The sequence below is a fragment of the Thermostichus vulcanus str. 'Rupite' genome (genome assembly GCF_022848905.1).
GTDB lineage: Bacteria > Cyanobacteriota > Cyanobacteriia > Thermostichales > Thermostichaceae > Thermostichus > Thermostichus vulcanus_A.
Map to the genome: position 1 here is coordinate 148,416 of NZ_JAFIRA010000001.1, position 23,117 is coordinate 171,532.

The following is a 23,117-nucleotide window of genomic DNA, read 5'->3' on the forward strand; positions in this document are numbered from 1 at the left end:
CATTAACCCACCAGAGGAACCTCACCCAGGGATCCAGCTGGAAAGCGTGCTTGAAACTTGTCCCGAATCCGTTCGGCGATTCCAGCACTGTTCAGACCTAATTCTGCCAAGGCTTCCTCGGGGGTGGCATGCTCTACCCATTGATCGGGCACGCCCAAGCGCAGCAGCGGCACTCTCAAATCTGCATCGATCAACGCTTCCCCAACCGCTGAACCAAACCCACCCATCAGGCAGCCCTCTTCCACTGTCACCACCAAGCGGCTCTGCTCCGCCAAAGGCAGGATCAGCTCCGTATCGAGGGGCTTGGCAAAGCGGGCATTGACCACCGTGGCTGAAATGCCGTGCTCCTTCAGAATCTCAGCAGCCTGCAAACTGGGATGCACCATCGATCCATAGGCCAGAATCAACACCTCCCCGCCGCTGCGCAGCACCTCCGCTTTGCCAATCGGCAGGGGCTCCCAGCCTTCTTCCGCTAGGGGGACTCCCACCCCAGATCCCCGTGGGTAACGCATGGCAATCGGGCCAGCCGTGTAGTTCACCCCTGTCACCAACATCCGTTGCAACTCGGCCTCATCTTTGGGCGCCATTACCACCATGCCGGGAATACAACGCAGGTAAGCGATATCGTACATGCCTTGGTGAGTGGGACCGTCTGCCCCCACAACCCCTGCGCGATCCAAACAGAAGAAAACCGGCAGCTTTTGGATGCAGACATCGTGGATAATCTGGTCATAGGCCCGCTGCAGGAAGGTGGAGTAGATGGCCACCACCGGGCGCAACCCTTCACAGGCCATCCCTGCTGCCAAAGTCACCGCATGTTGCTCGGCAATCCCAACATCCACAAACTGATCTGGCAGTTTTTCTTTCAGCTTGGTCAACCCCGTACCCGTATCCATGGCTGCTGTGATGCCGATAATGCGGGGATCCTGCTCGGCCAATTTACAAAGGGCATGGCCAAACACCTTGCTATAGCTCGGTGGCTTGGGTTTGGTCGAAGGATAAGGCTTGCCAGTGGCCAAATCAAAGCGAGATTGGGCGTGATAACCCACCTGTTCCGCTTCGGCGGGGGCATACCCTTTCCCTTTGACGGTAACCACATGCACCAGCACTGGGCCTGGGATCCCGTGGGCCAACTCAAAGGCATCCAGCAACTCCGCCAGGTTATGCCCGTCCACCGGCCCGACATAGGTAAAGCCCAGCTCCTCAAAGATGATGCCGGTTTTGTTGTTTTGTACCGCCGTGACCAATTTCATGGTCTCTTTCATGCGGTCAATTTCTGGACTGAGGCTGGATCCCAGTAGAGGCAGATTCTTGAGCTGTTCTTCTAGGCTATCGGCCAAAAACTGCACCGGTGGGCTAAGGCGCAGGCGATTCAAATAGCGGGGGATCGCCCCTACATTGGGGGAAATGGACATGCCATTGTCATTGAGGATCACCATCAAGTTGGTCTTGGGCAGATGTCCGGCGTGGTTGATCGCCTCATAAGCCATACCCCCCGTCAGGGCACCATCACCAATGATGGCCACCACTTTGAAGTTGTCCCCACGCCGATCCCGCGCAATCGCCATGCCCAAAGCAGCGGAAATGCTGGTGGAAGCATGCCCTGCCCCGAAATGGTCAAAGCGGCTCTCGCTACGCTTCAGGTATCCGGCAATGCCTCCCTTTTGGCGCAAGGTATGAAAGTTGGCATACCTGCCGGTGAGCATCTTGTGAGCATAGGCTTGGTGTCCCACATCCCAAATCACCTTGTCTCGATCCAGGTCGAGGGTTTTATAGAGGGCTAAGGTCAGCTCCACCACCCCCAGTCCCGGCCCCAAGTGACAACCGACAGGGGAATTGGCCGCGGTTTGCAGGTGCTTGTCTCGAATCTGGCGGGCTAGACTGCGCAACTGGCTCAGGTTAAGAGCGTGCAGCTGGTTGGGATGAGTGAGATCACTCAGGTGCATAATGGGCTCATCTATTCCGGTGTAATCTCAATCTAAATCATTTTCCGGAACCCTTTTGTTGCCGACACGGCGAAAACTTTACCGATCGTAGGGATCCGCTTTACCAGAATCCACCTGAACCGAGATTGAACATCAGATTACGGAAGCCGACTCTGGGCCCGATTTTGGGGAAGGTTACCCAGGGATCCCTGGGGGAGAGTTAGCATCGGACAAAGCCCTTGGCTGCTCCTGAATACCGGTTTTTCCTCTCGATATGAAAATCGCCGCCAACATTACCCAACTCATCGGTCGCACCCCCCTTGTACAGTTGAACCGGATCCCGCAGGCGGAAGGATGTCGGGCACAGATCTTGGTGAAACTGGAAAGTTTTAACCCCGCCGCTTCGGTGAAGGATCGCATCGCCGTCAGCATGATTGAGGCAGCCGAACAGGCGGGTCTGATTACCCCCGGCAAAACCATCCTCGTGGAGCCCACCTCCGGCAATACCGGCATCGGTTTGGCTATGGCGGCAGCAGCCAAAGGCTATCGGCTGATCATCACCATGCCCGAGAGCATGAGCCTTGAGCGGCGACTGTTGTTGAAAGCCTACGGGGCGGAGGTGCATCTGGCAAGTGCCACGGGCGGCATGGGAGAGGCGATCTGGAAAGCTGAGGAAATCGTGCGGCGCACCCCCAATGCCTTTATGTTGGGCCAATTTAGCAATCCAGCTAACCCGCAAATCCACGCCAAAACCACCGGCCCAGAAATTTGGGAGGATACAGAGGGCAATATCGACATCCTGGTGGCCGGGGTTGGCACGGGAGGCACGATCACAGGGGCAGGGCAATTTCTAAAGACAAAAAATCCTGCCATTCAACTGGTGGCCATTGAACCGAAAGGCAGCGCCGTGCTGAGTGGCAAAAGACCGGGCTTCCACCGCATTGAAGGGATCGGGGCCGGATTCGTGCCGGATGTGTTGCGGCGAGATCTGCTGGATGAGGTGATTGCCGTTGATGACGAAGAAAGCATGGCCTACAGTCGTCGTTTAGCCAAAGAAGAAGGGATCCTCTCCGGTATTTCTACAGGGGCGGCCTTGGTGGGGGCGATTCAGGTGGGACAACGACCAGAAAACGCCGGCAAGATGATCGTCATGATCCAGCCCAGCTTTGGCGAACGCTACCTTAGCACCCCTCTGTTTCGGGACTTGGAGCGGGACTCTGAGCATGGGAGCCTGGTTGGCGGGGGCTAGAGGAGGGGTCATAACTTCATAACTGTTTCACCGATTCGCTGAAGCCTTAAAATTCTCCTGCCAAAGCCGAAACACAGCGTTCACACAATTCGGGGTGTTCTGCTGACTCACCCACCTGTACAGAATGGTTCCAGCAGCGCACACATTTTTTACCATCGGCAGGCTGAATGGCAATCTCCAATCCTTGGGCCGTTTTTGCCAACTCCACCTGGGAGGTGATGAACAGATAGCGCAACTCCGAGGCATGAGCCTCCAGGATCCCGTACAAAGCGGGATCCCCTACCTTGAGGATGAGCTTGGCTTCGGTGGAAGCGCCGATCACCTTGTCAGTACGGGCTTGTTCCAGGGCTTTGTTCACCTCCTGGCGGAGGGAGCGCAACTGTTCCCAGGTGGCGGCCAATTGCGGATCCAGCCAAGTGTCGGGTAGCGTCATCCAACCGCCTTCAAACACCGATTGCGTCGGTTTGGGATAGGGCAGATGGCTCCAAATTTCTTCGGCCATATGGGAGAGTACCGGGGCAATCGCTTTGGCCAGGTTTTCCACCAGAAGAGCCAGCACCGTTTGGCACTGTCGCCGCCGCAAACTGTGGGCATGGCTGATATACAGGCGATCCTTGCTGATATCCAGGTAAAAGTTAGACAAATCTACCACGCAAAAGTTCTGAACCGCCTGAAAAAATCGGAAGAATTGGTAGCTATTAAAAGCCTCGCTAATTTCGGATCCTACCTCTTTCATGCGATGGAGAATGTAGCGATCCAATTCTGATAAGTCGGCATAAGCAACCCCATCCTGAGCCGGATCAAAATCGTACAAGTTACTCAGCAAAAAGCGGGCGGTATTGCGAATTTTGCGATAGACATCTGCCATTTGTCCAAGAATGGTTTTACCCAACGGTACATCGCCCGAATAATCCACACTGGAAACCCACAAGCGCAGCACATCAGCGCCATAGGCGGGATCCGTTTGCAAATTTTTTCCGCCGTTGATCAACAGCATTGGGTCGATCACATTGCCCAGGGATTTGCTCATTTTCTGGCCTTTTTCATCCAGGACAAATCCGTGGGTTAATACCGACTTATAGGGGGCATGGCCATTCACTGCCACAGAGGTAAGCAAGCTGGATTGGAACCAACCCCGATGTTGATCGGATCCCTCTAGATACATATCCACTGGGTAGCCCAATCCCTGTGCTTTGGCCACCGCTGCCCAGGAGGAACCGGAGTCAAACCAGACATCCATGGTGTCCATACCTTTGCGGTAGGTACGGCCATTGTTGCGGTACTGTTCTGGCAGCAATTCTTCAACCGGACGCTGCCACCAGGCATCGGATCCTTCCTTGGCAAAGATGGTTTTGATGTGGTCAAGGGTTTCCGCCGTCAGCAAGGGATCCCCAGTTTCCTCGTCGTAAAACACCGGGATCGGCACCCCCCAAGCCCGCTGCCGGGAAATGCACCAGTCGGAACGTTCCGCCACCATTGGTGTGATGCGGTTCTCGCCAATCGCCGGGATCCATTTCACCTCTTTGATGGCCTTCAGAGCTTGCTCCCGAAAGCCGGCCACAGATGCAAACCACTGCTCAGTAGCTCGGAAAATCGTCGGCTCTTTGGTACGCCAATCGTAGGGATATTTGTGGTTGTAGGGTTCCTCCTTGAGGAGAGCGCCGGCGGCCCGTAAAGCTCGGATCACTGCCTCATTGGCACTGGTTTGCGGCTGTTTGGAGAGCACATCCAACCCGACCAAATCGGCTCCCGCCTCGGCGGTAAATTTCCCCTGAGCATCCACGGGGCTGAGGATGGGCAAGCCATATTTTTGCCCCGTTTTGAAGTCATCTTCCCCATGCCCGGGCGCCGTATGGACAATGCCGGTACCGGATTCGGTGGTCACGTAGTCCCCCAACACACAAAGGCTGGCGCGGTCGTAGAGGGGATGTTGTCCTTGGGAGTGTTCCAGGGCGGATCCCGGTAAGGTTGCCTTTACCTCCAGCGGAGTCTCTAAGACTGTTTCCAGTCGCTGCCGCAGATCCGCCGCAATCAATAGATGTCCAAACCGAGGCGACTCCACCACTGCATAGGTGAGCTTGGGGCTGAAACAGAGGGCCAAGTTGGCTGGAATCGTCCAGGGGGTGGTGGTCCAGATCGCCACCCGCAACTGAGGCATAAAGGGATCCAGAACCGCTTCTGCTGCCGGGCTGAGGGTTTTCAGGGGAAAAGCGACATAGATGCTGCGGGAGATGTGGTTGTCGGGGTACTCCAGCTCTGCTTCTGCCAAAGCCGTCTGGGAACTGGGGCTCCAATGAACGGGCTTGAGACCGCGATAGATATAGCCCTTGAGAGCCATTTGCCCAAACACCTCGATCTGAGCAGCTTCGTATTCTGGACTCAGAGTCATGTAGGGGTGATCCCAGTCTCCCCACACCCCCAAGCGTTTGAAGCTGGCCCGCTGGGTATCGATGTAGCCGAGGGCGTATTCCTTGGCCTTTTGCCGCAGCTCTAGCGGAGTGAGTCTTTCTCGGACTTTAGCGGGCAGGCTTTGCAATACTTTCAGCTCAATCGGCAGTCCATGACAATCCCAGCCGGGCACATAGCGCACCTTACGCCCCTGCAGGATGTGATATTTGTTGACAATATCCTTGAGGATCTTGTTCAGGGTGGTGCCCATGTGGATATCGCCATTGGCGTAGGGCGGCCCATCGTGCAACACAAAGGGATCCCCGCTGTTGTTTTCGGACAAGCGCTGGTAAATGTGCTCTTCCTGCCAAAACGCTTGGATGGCGGGCTCTTTCTTGGCGGCTTCTGCCCGCATGGGAAACTGAGTTTGGGGCAGGTTGAGGGTACTTTTGTAATCCACGGCGATTGGAGCAAGTTGAGTAAAGGGTCTATTCCCAAGGAGTGACTAGGCTCAACAAGCCACCTCGGGGACATCACTCTATCCTACGCTGTCCTTGCAAAAGCGCTCCTGGGCCATCCTCAGGGGGTGGCCTGCATCCGCAGCTGGATCACCCGATTCAATAACTCCTCTCGTTCTGCTGGTTGGTTGGGTTGGTTGAGAGTGAGGCGCAAATAGGTTTCTAGGCTATCGGAAGCACCCCGAGGATCCTCTAACTTTTCTTGGATCTCTGCCATGATCCGAAAATCTTTGGCTTGGAGGGGGTTAATTTGGGTGACGGTTTGGTAATCTTCCAGCGCGTTGGGATAATCCTCCAGGTTGTAGTAGAGATAGCCACGGGCACGGAGGGCCTCTTCGTAACGAGGATTTAGCTGTAAAGCCTGGGAATAATCCCAAAGGGCTTGAGTGGGTTGTTGCTGAGCTTCATTAACTTTGCCCCGATGTAGATAGGGTTCGGGTAAGTTAGGAGCCATGTTCACGGCATGCGTCAAGACGGCATAGGCTCTCGAAAGATCCTTTTGTTCAAGCAACTCTTGTCCTTGAGTGAGTAGCTGGTTGACCTGTTCCAGGGTTCGGTTGTCAAGAGCTACTTCTGTTGCTGTTTCCGCCGCTTCGGCCGCTGCGGAGGTTGCGATCGGGGTAGGACTGGGATCCGTCGCCACACGCTGGCTCCCTGGGCCAGAGCAAGCCAACAAGAGCACAGGGATCCCACAAAGGAGCCCGTTGCGGACAACTTGAGTCCAGTTGAGATGAGAATTCATGGGTATCGCTTCTCCACATTACAAGCCCACTCGTCGGGCGATTTGGGCATTGACTCCATTGCCGTCTTGATCCCGCAATTGGATATTGACCAGTTTTCCGTTGCGAATGCAGCCATTGAACGCTGCCGTGCCCGCTCCCTGGCTACCGGCAGGACAGGTAAAGGCACTGTCTATCGGGATCTGGTCAATCACCAAAGCGGCAAAAGGTGTTCCTGCTGCATACAGTCCTTGTGGGGTAAAGCCGACACCGTCGCGAAACACCGACTGGGAATTGTCCGCTTGGTTGAGTAGGTAATAGCGAATCGGTTGCCCCACCCCAGCCACTGTAAATTCCAGCACGGGAATGCAACTGGGTTCGCTGCTCGGACAGGTGGGCGGTACGGTGAACTGGTTGGCTCCCCTCAATTCGTCTGCCATCAGATCCAAAGCCAAGTTCATATCCTGCAGGCGCGTGGAAACGGTGGTGTTGAACTGTTCAGAACGCAAGAATGTCATCAATGCCCCCAGGGAAATAGAAGTGGTGACTCCTGTGATTAGGATCCCAGCCAGGAGTTCAATCAGGGTGTAACCTTGGGCAGAGGTTCGAGAGGTGGTGCGGCGGGAGCGACAACAAATGGACAGGCGGTTCATCTTCGGATCCCTCCTTACTCGCAGGCAAAATCGTTGGATACTTTCCCCAGCAAGCTTTCTACCCGCAGACACCGAGCTTCTTCGTCCGGAAACTCGATACGAATCGTGCCGCAATTGGTGGGATCCGGGCAATTGTTGGAGACTGTACCCCGATAGCTAAAGCTGACTACATTGGGGGTTGGGGTGGTGATGTCGCTGGAGAGCCTGACCCAGTTGGAGAGTTGATCGCGGCGGGTTAAGGTGCCGGGAGGACATTCGGTGGTGATAGAGCTGATGCCCAACACCACCTGGCAAGGGCGACTGTTGAGCATAGCTTGTCGCTGCGCTTCTTTTAGGGATCCCTGCACGAGCGCCACCGTATTGGCCAGGTTGGAGCGCTTCACCAGGTTGGTTAGTCCGGCAATGCCCAGAGCACTGAGCAGAGATGCAATCACCAAAACCGCCAACATTTCCATTAAGGTGAACCCTCGCAGGGGAGGAAATGGTTTGGGGACGGGTGGACTCATGGTTTTCCTCAATAACACCGATAAAGGATCAAGAGCAGATCAAGAGCAACAAAAGCAAAAAGCATTGGGAGCGATTCAAGCGCTAGGACGAATGCAAATGGAGGTTGCCCGAGGCATCACTTCCGTGACAAAATCACTCACCAGCAATAAGGGGGTGCCGCTACCTGCTGGGTCAAAAGTCACTTGATATCCCACCTGCAACACATCCAGATTGGGGATAACCGTGGTAGTACGGGTAATCGTGTAGCCGGGCAGGGTGGATTGCGGTTGATTGGCAGTTTGATCCAGTTGTTGCTTCAGCAAGGTGGCAAAACCACCCGGTGGATTGCTAGGGCTACAGATGACAGGCAAAACCGTCAGATCCGAAAAACTATCCAGATAAAAGTCCAAATCGGATCCCCAAGCTTTCACCTGATCCAAATCCCGTTGAATCAGGGTAGTGGCTTGGCTGAGGCGGCGATTGTAGGCGACATTTCGGATCGCCGAGACGATCACTGGGAACACCCCAGTCATAAAAGTGAGGAGAATGATCAGCCCAGCAATCACCTCCAAGAAGGAGTAGCCTCTTGCCGTTGGCCAACCCGAGCGATTCCGCAGCCAAGCAGAGATCCCGTTCATGGATTTGCCTCCAAACGTTGCCAAGCTTCCACAAAGCCCGACTGGCTTTCAAACGAGATCGCCAAATCCCCTAGTGCCTGGCGCAATCCGGGCGGCACACACACGCTCGGACGAGTCGCATTGGACCCATCCCACTCTTTCACCCAAACAGCGCCCGTAATGTTGCACTGCGGTGTTGGGTTGCCGTAATCTCCCGCAGGGGTGTCACACGGGCCACCGCTTCCTCCCCCCTGGATCCCCATGCTGGCGTTGGGAGCGAAGACAAAGGCATTCAGGCAAGTGTTTCCATTGAGGCTAAAAGTTTGGCTCGTTGGCGCATTCCCGTAGATACGCACATACCCAGGCAGAGAATCGGTGAAGGTTCGAATGCTGGCATTCCCCGACAGAGTAATGTTGCCGTCAATGTACAAATACACAGGCACCTGAGCCGAGCCAGACACTTTGTTGTGGGGATCCTTGGTATTCAAGAACAGGTATTTGCCATCATTGCCGCTCAGGTTGATACTGCTGGCTTGATAGACAAACGCGGTGATGGTTTCGCCGTTGACGGTAAAGGTAATGGGGTCATCCGTAGAGCGAGGCAACGTCAGGGGTGCCTGACTATTGTTGATGTTGCCGATCGAGATCGCGCCCGCCGGAACCGGGGGCAAAGGAGGAACCTCGGCATTGCCCACAAAAATTCGCCCCGTGATAATGCTATTGGGCCCCGCTCCAACGGCAGCTCGCAATTGCGCTGCAGTCGGCGGACTATCCGGTGTGCAGGTAACGGAGCATTGCTGCGGGTTGGTACAGACAACATTACCATCCACCCCCGGGAGCTCACCAAAGACGTTGTTGTTGCCCAAGTCAACATTGATCGTGCCTAGTAAAGCCGGGAAGGCTGAGGGGTCATCGGCGATGGGAAAGGTTTGTTGAATCTGCGTCACCGCCTGCCCCACCTGCCCCTGCACCCAAATCGTGCCCTGGCGGGTGAGTGGGTTGTATTGATAATCCAAAACCCGATAGGTGCCCTGCCCGATCGTGCCCTGGGTGAGAATGCTGCTCACGGTCGCAGTGGTATAGCAAAGGGGAATGTTTTCGGGGTTGAGCCAATCGGAAAAATTCACCCTCAACAATGTGCTGGTGCTGGATTGGTTGAGGCGGGCCAAAGTGCGGTCGATGCCTCCTTCAGCAATAGCCAAACTTTGCCCTGAGCGGTACTGACTTAGGGAGGTGAGAGAATTGGTGCGGCTACGAGCATACATCGTCATTGCCAAGATGGTGAGAATCACTCCGGTCATCAAGGCTAAGGGCAAGGCATACCCGCGTTCCCGCTGGCAGAAAGGCCCCCGCTGGGATCCTAGACTAAACAGCCAACAGGCCAAAAAACGGGACATGAGTTGAACTCCGTTGCAAACAAGCGGAAGGGCAAAACCGGTAAGACGCAGCTCCTACCTCCCTCTATACGTTTGCACAGAGTATCAATTTGCACATCATCCTGAAGAATAACAGGACTAGTCTTAGGGACTAATCCTAGGCTTAGCCTAAGCGAATATGTGGATATTGGGGATTTGGATTGCGCGATTTGAAGGAGGGGATCCGCTTCAAGAAACTGTCATACTGAAGAGGCATGTATTCAATTCCTCATCCTGCCTTCGGTGAAGCCTTCTTTTCCTCAGTTGCCGCTTCTGGCGCGGATGCTCGTGCTGACTTCTCTGGCGGGCAGCTTCACCCTTTTGGCTCCCCTTGGGATCCAACTTTGGGCCAACTGGTCGATTCGAGAACGCAGTCAACTGATCGCCTCACAGCGACTGCGCCGTACCCAAGTGGTTATGGGTTTGACCCAGGAACGGATTGAAGCCCACCTGGTTGATTATGCAACCTGGACGGACATGTGGGAGTTTGTCCAGAACCCAGACCTGGAGTGGGCAGCAGAGAATCTAGAGGGTTGGTCACGCCGCAGCACTGGTGCTGATCTAGCTTTGGTGCTTTCTGCTAAGGGGGAGCTCATCTATCAATGGGCAGCGCCCTGGATCCCAGCTTTGACAAGCGCAGAACTGGAGTATTGGCAGCAGGTGCTCAGTTCCTACACCCAAACCTCTCCCCAACTCACCTACTGGCAGCGGCAGGGAAAAGTTTACTTGGTTACCTGGATCAGCATTACCACCAGCCAAGATATCAAGCGGGCATTACCCTCAGGCGGTATTTATTGGCTGGCTGTTCCTCTGGATCAAGCTTGGCTACAGCAGTTGCGCAACCTCACCCTGGAGGACTACCTGATCTGGGGAGGCGAACAAACTCTGGTGGCCACAACCTTAACAGAATCTCGGCTGAACCATCACCTGGAAAATCCACAGATCGATCTCCTTTTCCAGCAGGACTGGCACACCAACCCCAGTAGGAGCATTTTCGCTATTTTGCAATCCCACCCTAGATCTTCTTCTGACCCCTTTTTGCCGGAGGATCTCTTTTCTGGCTTTATCCCGTTGCCGGATCCTTCAGGTCGTTTGGCGGGGCTATTGCAGGTACACTTTACCCTGCCCAGCTGGTACTTTATTCCCTTTGAGCTAAAAGGGATTTGGTTATTGATGCTGGCGATAGGGATCCTTTTTTTTGGGGTCAGTTCCTGGTTGCTCAGCCGGTGGGTGCTGGCACCGGTCTCGCGCATGCGTCAGGCGGTGCATCGTTTCGAACAGAACCCACAAGCCCACTGGGACGACAACCTGCTGCCCCGCGGTGATGTCCTCGGGGAGCTCAGCTTTGCTTTTGGTAACTTGGTGTCGCAGCTGCAACAGCGAATGCGCCAGGAAGGTCTCTACAGCAAGATCTTGAGTCTTTTGGCGCAGTCCAATTCTCTGTCGCTTCCTTGGGCAGAACTGGGATCCCTGTTGGCGGAGCTGTTGGAGGCGGATCAACTCTTGATCTGGCAGACAGAAGCCCAATCCGTTCAAGTCTTGGCCAGCCTTGGTTTGTCCCTACCCAACCTGCTTGAGATCTCCGCTGCCCGTAAGCAGCTCCCCGCTTGGGAAAAGCTCTCTGCAGGAGAGGAATATCTGCACTCTCGCACAGCAGGGATCCCTTTGTGGGTGGCGGATCAGGTTTGGGGAGCCCTGTGGTTGCAGCGCTCCGATCACGATTGGCAAGCGGAGTCCTTCTTGCTTTTGCAACAAGTCGGCGATCAACTGTCGATCATCCTGGAGAAGCAGCAACTCAACCGGCAAACCGAGCGACAAGCTCAACAACTGCTGCAATACAACCAAACTCTAGAAGATTGGATCTCTGCTCTTGCCCACGACATGCGCAATCCTCTGTTCTCCCAGCGGGTTGCTCTGACCACCATTCAGAAGCGGTTAGCCTCTTCCGCCGATACAGGGGATCCCACCTATGGCAAATTGGCACAGTCCCTAGAAAGCAGCTTAGCCACCAACCTGTTGCTCTCCGAACTGGTGGAAAATCTTCTGGATATCGCCCGTTATCGGGCCGGACGCAAACGCCTCAGCTACGAACCCCTCGACTGGCAGTCTATGATCCAACGATCACTGCAAGTTTTGTCAGAGGCGATTCGAACCAAATCCCTTAATGTCACCGTGCATATCGAGCCTAATTTGCCCACAATCGCTGCCGATGCGGCGGAGATCTATCGATTAATCCAAAATCTGCTGGAAAATGCTATCCGTTTCAGCCCTTGGTCGGGGCACATTCAGTTGCGGCTAGACCCCGATCCCCAGGGGATCCGCTTTTCCTGTCAAGATCAAGGGGAGGGGATCCCGGCCTCTGAGCAGGTGAACCTCTTCCAGCGCTTTTATCAAGCAGGGCGATCTTCCTCCAAAGGGGGCACGGGTATGGGGCTTTATCTCTGTCGTCAGATCGTCGAATCCCACGGGGGGCAAATCGGTTTGGATAGCGATCTGGGGAGGGGAAGCACCTTCTGGTTTACGCTGCCGCTCGCCGATATCCGTCGCCAGACTTCGCCGCCAGCGTCGATCTCTCCCTAAGGGTTGCGCTACTACGCTGTGAATAACGTTACTAGTAGTTGCTCTCCGTCTTTTCCTTGGCCTCTGCTTCCCTTTCTATGGGTGTCTTTCCCTCCTTCATTCGAGTCTTGATCGTCGATGACCACGCCCTGCTGCGAGATACCCTCCGAGAGCGGCTGGAAGATGAGGCTGACCTGCAGGTGGTAGGAACCTGTAGCAATGGCCGCGAAGCTTTGGAACTGCTGCAACAAGTGCCCGTAGATGTGGTGTTGATGGATGTGGATATGCCGGAGCTGGATGGCATTGCCGCCACCCAAGCGATCAAACAGGATCATCCGGGCACGCGCGTTGTCGCCCTCACCGCCTACGACCAAGACGAAACCCTGTTGGGCATGATGGCGGCTGGCTCCGACGGCTTTTGTCTGAAGACCATTGATGTCAGCACTTTGATCCAAGCCATTCACTGGGTTGCACAAGGGGCTACCTACCTGCCACCCGAAATTAACCTGCGCCTACGACAACTGATGCAACGCTCTTGGCAGGGAATGGGATCCTCTCCCGAACAGGCGGGGATTAGTCTGACCGCTCGCGAACAGGAAATCTTACAAGGTATCGCCCAGGGGCTGAGCAATAGCGAAATGGCCGAGCTACATGCCATCTCTGTGAATACGGTGCGTTGCCATGTGAAGAACATCCTGACCAAGCTCGATGTGCACGATCGTCTGCAGGCTGTGCGCAAAGCCAAACACATGGGATGGCTCAAGTGACCCGCCGGTAGGGATTTATGCTAGCCTCAGAGTGTCGTCTAGTAAGGGAGGTTCTTGCCCATGCCAGATAGTAGTAGTTGTAAGGGTCATCAAGTTGGAGTCAGCCGGCTGTGCGCCGGGGCTGTTCTCTGACGATCTGAACTCAGATCCTTCAGCCTGCTGAAGAGTCTTCACGTTCTCGCTCGCTTGGGGTTCCTCCCGGCAGTCAGGTTCCAGTTGAAGGCCCGCTAGACCGCTCTTCTCTACTGCCAGTGATTCCGTTTGGCGTGGGGGAGAGCGGATAGTTTTCGGAAAATATTCAAAAAATAAAACTGACTCCAGAATTTCATTCATTTCTCTTTCCCTTACAGCCCTTTGCGCCAAGGGCACGCTAGCGCGACCGTTAGTCACCTAGCACGGGGGAATCTCCAGTGCTCCTTACAAAATAGGGTAACGACACAACTGTTATTGTAGCAAACCCACGTTCACTTCAGGGATGCGGAGCATTAAAGGGCTGTAATCCCCAATTAATTCAAGCCTCACAGGATGAGGTCGGTTTAAGATATTTTTTTTAAGATATTTTTTATGAGTAGTGATCAAGCGACGGCGCTACCCTTAGCGCGTGAGGCTAGCTATAAGCCTTTTTTGAATTGGGTTAGTGTTTTAGCACTCATCTACCTTTTGATTGTTGCAGTTAGTGTCATTGGTTCTGGGTTTAAGGTTGCCCTGGGAGGACAATCCAATGCCCTGTTTACTTTTGCCACCAATCCTTTTTTGGGGCTGATTGTCGGTACGGTGGCGACAGCCCTCATTCAATCTTCCAGTACAACCACTTCGATTGTGGTGGGTTTGGTGGCGGGTGGACTGCCGGTGGTGACCGCCGTACCGATAATTATGGGAGCCAACATTGGTACTTCCATTACCAATACATTGGTCAGTGCCGGATATGTGGCGGATAAAGAGGAGTTTCGGCGGGCCTTCTCGGCAGCGACGGTGTTGGATATGTTCAACATCATTGCGGCAGCTATTTTCCTGCCTTTGGAGATTCTGTTTCATCCCCTAGAGCGGCTGAGTTTGGCTCTGGGATCCCTTTTGCTGGAGGAAGGATCCCTCAGTATGAAGGGGCTTAACTTTGTAAGCATCGCAACTGCCCCAACAGCCAAATTGATCATCCACAGTACCCATATCTTGCCTACCCCTTTCAACGGCATCCTGCAGATTGTTCTCGGTATTGCCCTGATCTTTTTCTCCATTTACTTTGTGAGCAAGCTCCTCAAGCAATTGTTGGTGGGTAAGACCAAAGACATCCTGCATACTGCCATCGGTCGTGGGCCACTGATGGGTATTTTTTCGGGAACCGTGATGACTATGCTGGTGCAGTCTTCCTCCACCACCACCAGTTTGATGGTGCCCTTGGCCGGATCCGGGGTGTTTGGCATGGCAGAAATTTATCCCTTTACCTTGGGAGCCAACATTGGCACTTGCGTGACAGCCTTGCTAGCGGCAACGGCGGTGACAGGGGCAACGGCTCTGCCTGCCCTGGAAATTGCCATAGTTCACTTCCTGTTTAACTTTATCGGGGTAATCCTGATTTTCGGGATCCCCTTTATGCGAGGTTTACCAGTGCTTGGGGCAGAATCTTTGGCAGCAGCAGCCAGCGAACATAAAGCTGTGGCACTCATCTATGTGGCAGGTGTTTTCTTTGTCATTCCGGCAGTTTGTTTGGGGATCTCTTTGCTGTTCTAGGGTGCTGAGCCTTAGAAGCTTTCTCAGGGATCCCGTTTGATTGCAAAAAAATTTCTGGATCAAGGTCTATGAATTCCAAAGCTGAATATCTCCAAGAGCTTGAGCAGCAGATTGCAGAGGCCACGCAAGCCCTAGAAACTCTCAAAGCCGAATATCGTGAAGCTCGAGAAGTGGCCCAACACGAAGAAATTGAACGCCTAGAGCAACACCTGGAATCTGCCAAAATTCGCTCTCAGGATCTAGCCAAAGCCACCGACGAATGAAGGGGTGGTGAACTTTTCGGGAACCCGTGCCGGATTTAGCGGATTGCTGGGTTTGCACGACTTGGCGACACACCTCTAAATTGTGGTCGATTAAGTCGATTAAACTAAACGGAGTCTACCCTACCCAAACAAAATCCAGCTGCATGACTTCCGCCTTCCTGGGACAGGCTCTGAGCCACTACCCTTTTGCTTCGCAGCGGCGGGTGGTGATGGGAAGGCGAGGTGCGGTAGCCACCAGCCAACCCTTGGCAGCGATGGCAGGAATGGAACTGTTTTGGGCTGGAGGCAATGCTGTGGATGCCGCCCTGGGGATGGCGATCACTTTAACAGTGGTGGAGCCCACTTCCAATGGCATTGGCTCCGATGCGTTTGCTTTGGTGTGGGATGGAGCCTTGCATGGGTTGAATGCATCCGGTCGCAGCCCGGCGGCCCTGACGCCCCAACACTGCGCGGGTCACGAACGGATCCCACCCTTAGATTGGTTGGCGGTGACGGTACCGGGGGCGGTTTCGGCTTGGCAAGCCCTGCATCGGCGCTGGGGTCGGTTGCCGTTTGAACGGTTGTTTGAACCGGCCATTCGTTTGGCGCAGGAAGGGTTTCCCGTTTCTCCTCGCATTGCCCAACTGTGGCAGTCGGCTGAGAAAACCTATTTACCCCTGCGGGATCCCCGTCATCGGCCTTTTCTGGAGGTGTTTTTCCCCCAGGGGCGCGCCCCCCGTACCGGCGAGATCTGGGGAAGCCCCCGACATGCTCAAACCCTAGAAATCCTCGCTCGCACAGGTGGAGAGAGCTTGTACCGCGGGGAACTGGCCGAGAAGCTGCTGGCTTTTTCCGAGTCCACCGGCGGGATCCTCTCATCAGCAGATTTGCAGAACCATCAAGCGGACTGGGTGGAGCCGATTTGCACCGACTACCGGGGCTATACCATCTGGGAAATGCCCCCGAATGGGCAGGGGATCGCGGCCTTGATGGCCCTCAACCTCTTGGAAGGGTTTGATTTGAGCCGGATCCCTTATCACTCCGGTGAGCGCTATCACCTGCAAATTGAGGCGATGAAACTGGCCTTTGCGGATGTGCATCGACAGGTGGCGGATCCCGATTATCTACAGGTGAGCCCGGCAGAAATGCTGGATAAGGGGTATGCCGAGCAGCGCCGGAGGCTGATCGGATCTGAGGCGATCCCAGTGGCCCAGCCGGGGTTACCCCAAGGGGGAACGGTGTATTTGGCGGCAGCCGATGGGGACTTGATGGTGTCGTTGATTCAGTCCAACTTCGATGGCTTTGGCAGTGGCTTGCTGGTGCCCGGCACTGGTATTGCTTTGCACAATCGCGGTACCGGGTTCACCCTTGAATCTGGGCATCCCAACCAAGTTGGCCCCCGCAAACGGCCCTATCACACAATTATTCCTGCCTTTCTCTCCAAAGAGGGGATCCCGCTGGGGCCTTTTGGGGTGATGGGAGGAGCGATGCAGCCGCAGGGGCATGTGCAGATGGTGGTGAATTGGGTGGATTATGGCTTGAATCCCCAGGCAGCTCTGGATGCCCCCCGTTGGCGCTACTTACAGGGCAATCAGGTGCTGGTAGAGGCAACGGTGCCAGAAGCGGTGGTGCAAGAGTTGGCGGCGCGGGGGCATCAGGTGCAGGTGATGCTCACCGAAGATTATTACGGTTTCGGTCGAGGGCAGATCATCTTTCGTGCCGGGGATCCCCTTATTGCTGCCTCGGAACCACGTGCGGATGGCTTGGCTTTGGCTTGGTAAGGGGGGAGATGCTCCCTGTAGTCGTTCCGTAGCCTTTCGGTATCCGTATTGTGTTCGGTGGAGGTATCCGGTATAACCCAGTCAGGGATCCTGAACCGATGGAAGAGCTGGATGGATACAAGCGGTTGTGCGAAGTGGATGCAACTGGCAACCGGGCTGGCGGCGATTGGGTGCATGGGATCCCTGGCTGCCTGTCGGGCCACTCCGGCTCCGATCTCTCCAGAAGGGGCGCAGCTTCAGGATTCTGAGGATCCTACGCATCCGCCGCTCCGTCGCCACATCAGCAAAGATGGCACCCGTTTTGAGGCTTCTTTGGGGGATGCTCGCGCCCTGCCTGCCCAGTTCCCGGCTCATTTGCACCTACCCCAGTCCTCGGTGGTTTCCTCCGGGCACATTCGGGATCGCGAGGGAGGCATGACCTCCTTAATTTTGCAAACCTCTCTGCCTGTACAGGAGATCAGCACCTACTATCGCCGTAGCCTCTGGGGTCGGGGCTGGGAGATTCTCTCTGACGTTGAGCAACCGGACGGCATCCGCACCTTGGTTTTTGAGTCTCCCCAGCGCCCGCAACAAATGCCACAACAGGTGGTGATCCAGGTGGGATCCCCGCGCCAAGGGCCAGACCAAACTGAACAGCGGGATATCCTGATCTTGCTCAGCACCGTACCTGCAGGAGACTATGACCCTTCGGATGGCAACCAGGGCGATAACTTTCCTGTGAAGGGCCGGAGCAAAACCCCACCTTCTCCCCCTCCCTAGAAGATGCCCCTCTACACCCAATCCATTGCCATTGCCGCCCCCATCCCCCAGGTGGATCGCTGTCTCACCGACCTAGACCTGATGAAACGCTGGCTCAACCCGCTGTTGCAGTGTGAGGCCGTTGGATCCCCAGAAGCCCAATTGGGCAGCCGCTATCGGTTTTCCATTCGCATCCCATGGGTTTCCCCGCAGTTGGACTGTGTGATCACGGAGCGGGCCGAAGGGTTGGTGCAGTGGCAGTTTGAAGGATTTTTCACCGGCACCGACCGCTGGGAATGTCGGGCAGAATCGGGAGACACTTTGCTGGTGAATCGGTTTGAGTTTTGCATTCCCAATCCCTGGGTGGCGGCAGGGTTTCACCTGGTGGCGGCGGGCCTGACGCAGCAGGATATGCAGGCACAGCTACGACGACTGAAGGCGGTGGCAGAGTCTTTGGGTTAGGCTGGAGGCGAGTAGTAAAGAAATGTGACAGGCTGCAATGACCAGCAACACCGGACTGTTTAACCGTCGTTTTGCCGATAATTTCATTCCCCAACCGGCCAACACCAGCCTGGAGATTGGCCAACTGACCCCCGATTTTCAGCTACCACGGGTGCAAGGGGATCCCGTGCGCCTCTCAGATTACCGCGGTCAGCAACCGGTAGTTTTGGCCTTTACCCGCATCTTCACCGAAAAGCTATTTTGCCCTCTGTGCTATCCCCATATTCAGGATTTGAAAGCTCGCTACGCTGAAATTCAAGCCCTAGGGGCGGAACTGCTGATGATCACTAGCACCGATCCGGTTCAAAGTGAACTCATCCAGAAAGATCTCCAACTGCCTTACCCACTGCTGGTGGATCCCGACTGCACCACCTTCCGGCTCTACGGTGTTGGTCAAGCCCTGGGGGCACCGCTGCCGGGGCAATTTGTATTGGATCAGGCGGGTAAGCTGCGCTACAAGCATCTCTTTTCTTTTGCGGATCCCAATGCCGATACCGACGAGGTGCTGCGGGTGCTGCGGGAAGGGTTGGAAACGGGTTGGGATGGCACGCGCAAGGTTAGCCCGATTCCCTTTTTGTAGAGTTTTGTAGAGTGGTTCAAGACCATCCATAGGTGGGAGAAAGGCTGTGGTGTTTGCTCGTCTGGCCCAGAGTGGGGCGCGTCAGGCCGAGATTCTGGAGGTGGTCTTGCGCCATGGCTGGGATTACATGCGGCGCTTGCTCTCTTTCGGCAAAGCGGGGGAACCGCAACTGCCCCCGCCCATGGTGCTGCGCAATATCTTGGTGGACTTGGGGCCGGTCTATGTCAAGCTGGGCCAGCTGTTGAGCACACGCCCGGATCTGTTACCGCGAGACTACATTGAAGCCCTTAGTACTTTGCAGGCTAACGTGCCGCCAGTACCCTGGAGCGGGGTGGAAATGGTATTGCGGCAGCAGCTGCGCCAACCGCTGGAGCAGGTCTTCAACAGCATTGAAACAGAATCGGTGGCTGCCGGCTCCATTGCCCAAACCCATCGCGCCTGTTTGAGCAGTGGCGAGTGGGTGGCCCTGAAAATCCAGCGGCCTGGGTTAGAAGCGGTGGTGGAACGGGATACCCGCTTGATCCGGAGTATCGCCGAGCTGGTGGCCCAAACGGAATTTGGCAAGCTGGCGGACGTGGTTTCTTTGGCGGATGAGTTTTGTCGGGCCATTCAGGCGGAATTGGATTTCACCCAAGAGGCCCACCACACCGATCAGTTGCGGCAACATTTGCAAGGCAGCCGCTGGTTTGACTCCGCTCAGTTGGTGGTACCCCAAATCCACTGGCCGCTCACCACCCCGAAAGTGTTGGCGATGGAATGGATTGACGGTCAACCGCTGCTGGAGGCGGATCGCAGTGACGCGGATCCGAAAAAGATTGCCCGCATGTTAACCCGGGCGTTTTTCCAGCAGATCTGTATTGACGGCTATTTCCACGCCGATCCTCACCCCGGTAACTTGTTCTACCTGGGATCCGGTCGGGTGGCACTCCTGGACTGTGGCATGATCGGGCGGCTGGATCCCCGCACTCAGCAAATTCTGTTGGAGATGATCCTTGCGATTGTCAGTTTGGATGCCCAACGCTGCGCGGAATTGACCTTGGACTTGGCCCCCCCTGAGCAGCCGGTTAGCCTGGCCCAATTGCAAAACGACTACGAGCGCCTGTTGCGGCAGTACTACACCCTGAGCGTGTCGGAGTTGGATTTTAGCCAGCTTTTTTATGAGGTATTGCAGGCGGCCCGGCGAAACCACATTCGCATCCCAGGTAATTTGGGTCTGTGTGCCAAGGCATTGGCCAATCTGGAAGGGATCGCCCGTCAGCTCACCCCTGACTACAACTTGCCGGAGCAGATTCGCCCCCTGATGGCGGATGTTTTCCGGGCTCAGTTGGTGGGAGAAGCCCCATTGCCTTCCTTGTTGCGCACGGCCCTGGATTTGAAAAATCTGTCTTTGCAGTCCCCCCGTCAGCTGGAGTTGCTCCTCAGCCGGATCACCTCTGAAACCCAACGTTGGAATTTGAGCCTGAGAGAACTAGAAGGGATCCGCAGTAGCCTGGATAACTCTGCCAATCGCCTTTCCTACAGCATTGTGGTGGGTTCGTTGATCATCGGGGCGGCGATTATCTCGGCGCAAACGCAACGATTTCAAGTTTTTGGGTTAAGCGAGCTGCTCTTTGCGGTGGCCAGTGTGCTCGGCCTTTGGCTGATTATCAGTATTCTGCGTTCCGGTCGCCTGCGGGGTTAATTGGTTATTGTTATTCATATTGTTATTCATAGAGTGCGGGTCAGTGAAGCCAATGCCTCAGAACGATTAGGGGCGATCGTCGTGCTCGAGGAGGCCAAAGAGCAATTATCCAAACTGGAGGTCATCAAAAATCAGATCTGGCTTTGTTAAGCTGGGATCCTCAGGGATCCGGTTGTGATCATGTTCGGTTCTGCGCTCACAAAGCACTCCTCCTCCAGTTTGAAAGCTGGCCTGAAAATTGGCCAGGTGGCGCTGGCGGCAGGTTTACCGGTGCGTACCGTGCGTTACTACGAATCGATTGGTCTGCTCAGTCCAACGGTGGAGCGAGCCGAATCTAGCTATCGGTTGTTTGATCCGGCGGTGTTGGGGCGGTTGGCTTTTATTCGCCGTTGCCAAAGTTTGGGTCTCAGCCTGGAGGAAATTCGGGAAATTTTACAGGTACATGACCAGGGTCAGTTACCCTGCCAAGACATTTGGGAGCGCCTGCAAGAGAAGTTACAGGAGATTGAGCAACGGATTGCTGACCTGCAGATCCTCAAGGGTCAAATTCAAAGCCTCCTCTCCGACTGGCACATTCCCGAGGGATCCCTGGCGGAAAGTGCAGTGAAAAGTACAGTGATCTGCCCAATTTTGCAAAACCCGGATGCGGATGAGGGTGCTGCCAACCGCTCTATCTAATCCTCTATTGGACGCTATTGGACAAAATCACTCTGGACAGAACTACTCCACCGTCACCGACTTCGCCAAATTACGGGGTTGATCCACATCCGCCCCCCGGCGCAAGGCCATCGCGTAGGAGAACAGCTGCAGCGGGATCGTATTCAATATGGAGGATAACAAGGGGGTTGTGCTGGGTACTTCGATGATGTGGTCGGCCTTCTCCCGGATTTGAGTATCCTCTGGGTTAATCAGGGCGATCACCCGTCCGCCCCGGGCCCGTACCTGTTCGATGTTGGAGAGCATTTTTTCATAGACGGGATCCCGTGTAGCAATACACACCACCGGCATACGCTCATCGATCAGGGCAATCGGGCCATGTTTCATTTCCCCCGCCGGATAGCCTTCTGCGTGGATGTAGCTGATCTCTTTCATTTTCAAAGCGCCCTCCAGAGCGATCGGGGCATTCACCCAGCGGCCCAGGAAAAGCATATCCGTGACGTGATGGTACTGCTCCGCCAAATGGTCGTAGAGGGAGGTGTCTTTCAATAGAAGGCTGATTTTGCCCGGTAGCTCAATCAGTGATTGCAGATGGGTTTGCATCTGCGCTGGGGTGAGGATCCCTTTCGCCTGGGCAATCTGCAAGGCCAATAGGTATCCTGCCATCAACATGCCCGTAAAGACTTTGGTGGAAGCAACCGCAATCTCCGGCCCCGCGTGAATGTAGATCACCCCCCCATCCGCCAAACGGCTGGCCTGGGATCCAATCGCATTCAAAATGCCCAAGGTGGGGATCCCTTGCTGGCGGGCTTCCGCCATGGCTGCCAGCGTATCGACAGTTTCTCCCGATTGGGTAAGGGCCAACAACAAGCTGTTGGGACGCAACACCGGGCTACGGTAGCGGAACTCAGAGGCATAGTCCACCTCCACCGGGGTACGGGCGAGGCTCTCGACAAAGTACTTGAGCACCAGACAGGCGTGCCAAGCTGTCCCACAAGCCACGGCATGAATTTGCTCAATCTGGGCCAGTTGCTCCTCAGACAGCGCCAGTCCCTCCAGCGTGACCCGGCCATGTTCAATATCCACCCGTCCCCGCAGTGTATCCGTGGTGGTGCGGGGTTGCTCGAAGATCTCCTTCTGCATAAAGTGCTTGTAGCCCCCCTTGGCAGCTGAGATTGGATCCCAGGCCACGGTGGTGCTGGATTTGCGCAGTTCTTCTCCGGTGATGCGCTGGTAACGCACGCTCGACTCGGTGAGGATGGCCATTTCCCCATCTTCTAAAAACACTACCTTGCGGGTATGGCGCACAATCGCCGGTAGATCAGAGGCGACAAAGTTTTCCCCTTCTCCTTCTCCGACTACCACCGCTCCGGCATTACCCAAACGGGCCGCTATCAACCGATCTGGGGAGTCCCGATCCACAGCCACCACCGCATTGCCCCCCCGCAGTTTCCCCATCACTTGGCCAAAGGCAGCCTCAAAAGAACCCAGCTCTTCGGTGTAGAGGCCAAGCAGGTGGGCAATCACCTCCGTATCTGTTTGGGAGCGAAAACGGATCCCGCGCTCTAGTAGGTATTCCTTAAGTTCTAAATAGTTTTCTACAATACCGTTTTGAATGACCACAATGCGCCCGCGCTCATCACAGTGGGGGTGGGCATTTTCTTCGGTAACACCGCCATGGGTGGCCCAACGGGTATGGCCGATCCCCAATTTGGCCGTGGGCATATCGGCGGTCAGTTTCACCAGCAGGTTGTGCAGCTTGCCGGTGGAGCGGGCGATTTTTAACCCCTGTTCGGCATCAACGGTGGCAATTCCGGCAGAGTCATAGCCGCGATATTCCAGGGTGCGTAAGCCTTCCAACAGAATCGGGGCAGCCCATTGGAAGCCGACATAGCCGACAATGCCACACATCACTC

At 55.3% G+C, this 23,117-nt stretch carries 19 protein-coding genes and 1 pseudogene; 12 read left to right on the forward strand and 8 right to left on the reverse strand.

Translation table 11 applies throughout. The features are described 5' to 3' along the window. Positions 1-2 precede the first annotated feature (2 nt). On the reverse strand, positions 3-1,946 hold the full coding sequence (dxs, locus tag JX360_RS00675; protein WP_244348429.1) for a 1-deoxy-D-xylulose-5-phosphate synthase: 1,944 nt from the start codon (positions 1,944-1,946) through the stop codon (positions 3-5). A 253-nt stretch (positions 1,947-2,199) separates the two neighbouring features. Between dxs and cysK the strand changes: the two genes are divergently transcribed. Next, positions 2,200-3,174 (forward strand): cysteine synthase A, encoded by a 975-nt coding sequence (gene cysK / locus JX360_RS00680; protein WP_244348430.1) that lies wholly within the window; start codon positions 2,200-2,202, stop codon positions 3,172-3,174. 46 nt (positions 3,175-3,220) lie between these two features. On the opposite strand, the gene ileS is transcribed toward cysK, so the two are convergent. The 6 genes from ileS to JX360_RS00710 form a co-directional block, all read right to left on the reverse strand. After that, positions 3,221-5,977 (reverse strand): isoleucine--tRNA ligase, encoded by a 2,757-nt coding sequence (ileS, locus tag JX360_RS00685; RefSeq protein ID WP_244348591.1) that lies wholly within the window; start codon positions 5,975-5,977, stop codon positions 3,221-3,223. A 164-nt stretch (positions 5,978-6,141) separates the two neighbouring features. Next, a complete protein-coding gene (locus JX360_RS00690; protein ID WP_244348431.1) occupies positions 6,142-6,822 on the reverse strand; it encodes a tetratricopeptide repeat protein in 681 nt (226 codons plus the stop codon). Between the two features lie 18 nt (positions 6,823-6,840). Then, a complete protein-coding gene (locus tag JX360_RS00695) occupies positions 6,841-7,452 on the reverse strand; it encodes a PulJ/GspJ family protein (protein WP_244348432.1) in 612 nt (203 codons plus the stop codon). Between the two features lie 14 nt (positions 7,453-7,466). Continuing rightward, on the reverse strand, positions 7,467-7,958 hold the full coding sequence (locus tag JX360_RS00700) for a pilus assembly FimT family protein (RefSeq protein WP_244348433.1): 492 nt from the start codon (positions 7,956-7,958) through the stop codon (positions 7,467-7,469). 75 nt (positions 7,959-8,033) lie between these two features. Continuing rightward, positions 8,034-8,576 (reverse strand): type IV pilus modification PilV family protein, encoded by a 543-nt coding sequence (locus JX360_RS00705; protein ID WP_244348434.1) that lies wholly within the window; start codon positions 8,574-8,576, stop codon positions 8,034-8,036. Beyond that, entirely contained in the window at positions 8,573-9,952 is a 1,380-nt protein-coding gene (locus tag JX360_RS00710; protein ID WP_244348435.1) for a DUF7305 domain-containing protein, read from the reverse strand. Before JX360_RS00710 ends, JX360_RS00705 begins: the two co-directional genes overlap by 4 nt. A gap of 306 nt (positions 9,953-10,258) precedes the next feature. Here JX360_RS00710 and JX360_RS00715 point away from each other — a divergent pair, with 306 nt between their 5' ends. The 11 genes and pseudogenes from JX360_RS00715 (at position 10,259) to JX360_RS00760 (ending at position 21,222) form a co-directional block, all read left to right on the forward strand. Continuing rightward, complete coding sequence (locus tag JX360_RS00715; RefSeq protein WP_244348436.1) at positions 10,259-12,550, forward strand: ATP-binding protein; 2,292 nt, start codon at positions 10,259-10,261, stop codon at positions 12,548-12,550. A 77-nt stretch (positions 12,551-12,627) separates the two neighbouring features. Further along, positions 12,628-13,296, forward strand: coding sequence for a response regulator transcription factor (locus JX360_RS00720; RefSeq protein ID WP_244348437.1), 669 nt, complete (start codon positions 12,628-12,630; stop codon positions 13,294-13,296). A gap of 564 nt (positions 13,297-13,860) precedes the next feature. Continuing rightward, the gene (locus tag JX360_RS00725; RefSeq protein ID WP_244348438.1) at positions 13,861-15,021 is read left to right on the forward strand and encodes a Na/Pi symporter; all 1,161 of its coding nucleotides are present in this window, start codon (positions 13,861-13,863) and stop codon (positions 15,019-15,021) included. A 68-nt stretch (positions 15,022-15,089) separates the two neighbouring features. Next, positions 15,090-15,284, forward strand: coding sequence for a hypothetical protein (locus JX360_RS00730; RefSeq protein ID WP_244348439.1), 195 nt, complete (start codon positions 15,090-15,092; stop codon positions 15,282-15,284). A 143-nt stretch (positions 15,285-15,427) separates the two neighbouring features. After that, positions 15,428-17,044, forward strand: a complete 1,617-nt coding sequence (locus tag JX360_RS00735; RefSeq protein WP_244348440.1) for a gamma-glutamyltransferase family protein — start codon at positions 15,428-15,430, stop codon at positions 17,042-17,044. Between the two features lie 111 nt (positions 17,045-17,155). Beyond that, positions 17,156-17,803, forward strand: a complete 648-nt coding sequence (locus JX360_RS00740; protein ID WP_244348441.1) for a hypothetical protein — start codon at positions 17,156-17,158, stop codon at positions 17,801-17,803. A 3-nt stretch (positions 17,804-17,806) separates the two neighbouring features. Then, positions 17,807-18,244: an SRPBCC family protein gene (locus tag JX360_RS00745; RefSeq protein WP_244348442.1), complete on the forward strand. Its 438-nt coding sequence runs from the start codon at positions 17,807-17,809 to the stop codon at positions 18,242-18,244. A 37-nt stretch (positions 18,245-18,281) separates the two neighbouring features. Continuing rightward, on the forward strand, positions 18,282-18,863 hold the full coding sequence (locus JX360_RS00750) for a peroxiredoxin family protein (protein ID WP_244348443.1): 582 nt from the start codon (positions 18,282-18,284) through the stop codon (positions 18,861-18,863). A 49-nt stretch (positions 18,864-18,912) separates the two neighbouring features. Next, positions 18,913-20,544, forward strand: a complete 1,632-nt coding sequence (locus tag JX360_RS00755) for an ABC1 kinase family protein (protein ID WP_425244329.1) — start codon at positions 18,913-18,915, stop codon at positions 20,542-20,544. Between the two features lie 33 nt (positions 20,545-20,577). Beyond that, positions 20,578-20,670, forward strand: a pseudogene (locus JX360_RS17800) (IS5/IS1182 family transposase); the annotation flags it as partial. A gap of 54 nt (positions 20,671-20,724) precedes the next feature. Then, positions 20,725-21,222 carry a heavy metal-responsive transcriptional regulator gene (locus JX360_RS00760; protein ID WP_244348445.1) on the forward strand — a complete coding sequence of 166 codons (498 nt, stop codon included), beginning with the start codon at positions 20,725-20,727 and terminating at the stop codon, positions 21,220-21,222. A 42-nt stretch (positions 21,223-21,264) separates the two neighbouring features. On the opposite strand, the gene glmS is transcribed toward JX360_RS00760, so the two are convergent. Then, entirely contained in the window at positions 21,265-23,112 is a 1,848-nt protein-coding gene (glmS, locus tag JX360_RS00765) for a glutamine--fructose-6-phosphate transaminase (isomerizing) (RefSeq protein WP_244348446.1), read from the reverse strand. Positions 23,113-23,117: the final 5 nt, after the last annotated feature.

Excerpts from the sequence above, each read along its gene's own strand:
- dxs (WP_244348429.1), bottom strand. The coding sequence starts at position 1,946 with ATGCACCTGAGTGATCTCACTCATCCCAACCAGCTGCACGCTCTTAAC.
- cysK (WP_244348430.1), top strand. The coding sequence starts at position 2,200 with ATGAAAATCGCCGCCAACATTACCCAACTCATCGGTCGCACCCCCCTT.
- ileS (WP_244348591.1), bottom strand. The coding sequence starts at position 5,977 with ATGCGGGCAGAAGCCGCCAAGAAAGAGCCCGCCATCCAAGCGTTTTGG.
- JX360_RS00690 (WP_244348431.1), bottom strand. The coding sequence starts at position 6,822 with ATGAATTCTCATCTCAACTGGACTCAAGTTGTCCGCAACGGGCTCCTT.
- JX360_RS00695 (WP_244348432.1), bottom strand. The coding sequence starts at position 7,452 with ATGAACCGCCTGTCCATTTGTTGTCGCTCCCGCCGCACCACCTCTCGA.
- JX360_RS00700 (WP_244348433.1), bottom strand. The coding sequence starts at position 7,958 with ATGAGTCCACCCGTCCCCAAACCATTTCCTCCCCTGCGAGGGTTCACC.
- JX360_RS00705 (WP_244348434.1), bottom strand. The coding sequence starts at position 8,576 with ATGAACGGGATCTCTGCTTGGCTGCGGAATCGCTCGGGTTGGCCAACG.
- JX360_RS00710 (WP_244348435.1), bottom strand. The coding sequence starts at position 9,952 with ATGTCCCGTTTTTTGGCCTGTTGGCTGTTTAGTCTAGGATCCCAGCGG.
- JX360_RS00720 (WP_244348437.1), top strand. The coding sequence starts at position 12,628 with ATGGGTGTCTTTCCCTCCTTCATTCGAGTCTTGATCGTCGATGACCAC.
- JX360_RS00725 (WP_244348438.1), top strand. The coding sequence starts at position 13,861 with ATGAGTAGTGATCAAGCGACGGCGCTACCCTTAGCGCGTGAGGCTAGC.
- JX360_RS00730 (WP_244348439.1), top strand. The coding sequence starts at position 15,090 with ATGAATTCCAAAGCTGAATATCTCCAAGAGCTTGAGCAGCAGATTGCA.
- JX360_RS00735 (WP_244348440.1), top strand. The coding sequence starts at position 15,428 with ATGACTTCCGCCTTCCTGGGACAGGCTCTGAGCCACTACCCTTTTGCT.
- JX360_RS00740 (WP_244348441.1), top strand. The coding sequence starts at position 17,156 with ATGGATACAAGCGGTTGTGCGAAGTGGATGCAACTGGCAACCGGGCTG.
- JX360_RS00745 (WP_244348442.1), top strand. The coding sequence starts at position 17,807 with ATGCCCCTCTACACCCAATCCATTGCCATTGCCGCCCCCATCCCCCAG.
- JX360_RS00750 (WP_244348443.1), top strand. The coding sequence starts at position 18,282 with ATGACCAGCAACACCGGACTGTTTAACCGTCGTTTTGCCGATAATTTC.
- JX360_RS00760 (WP_244348445.1), top strand. The coding sequence starts at position 20,725 with ATGTTCGGTTCTGCGCTCACAAAGCACTCCTCCTCCAGTTTGAAAGCT.
- glmS (WP_244348446.1), bottom strand. The coding sequence starts at position 23,112 with ATGTGTGGCATTGTCGGCTATGTCGGCTTCCAATGGGCTGCCCCGATT.